The 374-nt window shown below is 60.2% G+C and carries 1 protein-coding gene; it reads right to left on the bottom strand.

The features are described from left to right. A partial coding sequence (locus tag QN397_RS26650; RefSeq protein ID WP_323502525.1) for an IS3 family transposase occupies positions 1 to 374 on the bottom strand: 374 nt, incomplete at both ends.

The raw sequence follows: 374 nt of genomic DNA, 5'->3' as shown, positions 1-374 counted from the left end.
ACGGTCAGTCCAGCGACGTGTTTGGCCCGCGCAAGTGCCACATCCAACGTACCGGAGACCAGGTCGAAGACAGGGCGGCTGGCCATGCGGTGCGCGATGATCTCACCGTTGTACAAGCCTATGCAGGCCGACAGATAGCGCTTCTGCCCATTCACGTTGAACTCGGTGATGTCGGTCGCCCATTTCTCATTGGGAGTCTTCGCGCAGAAATTTCGTTTCAGGACGTTTGGCACGTGCACGTCGGTGATCCCAGGGACGTGCCGAGAGCGTTTCCTCGCCCGAATCAGCGCGCGCAAACCCATCTCCTTCATGAGGCGCTGGACGCACTTGTGGTTGACGGACACCCCCAGCGAATTGCGCAGCGCTGCCGTGAT

Source organism: Variovorax sp. RTB1 (assembly GCF_035018765.1).
Lineage (GTDB): Bacteria > Pseudomonadota > Gammaproteobacteria > Burkholderiales > Burkholderiaceae_C > Variovorax.
Note: the sequence above shows the minus strand (reverse complement) of the source record. Positions and strands in the feature narration are given on the sequence as shown.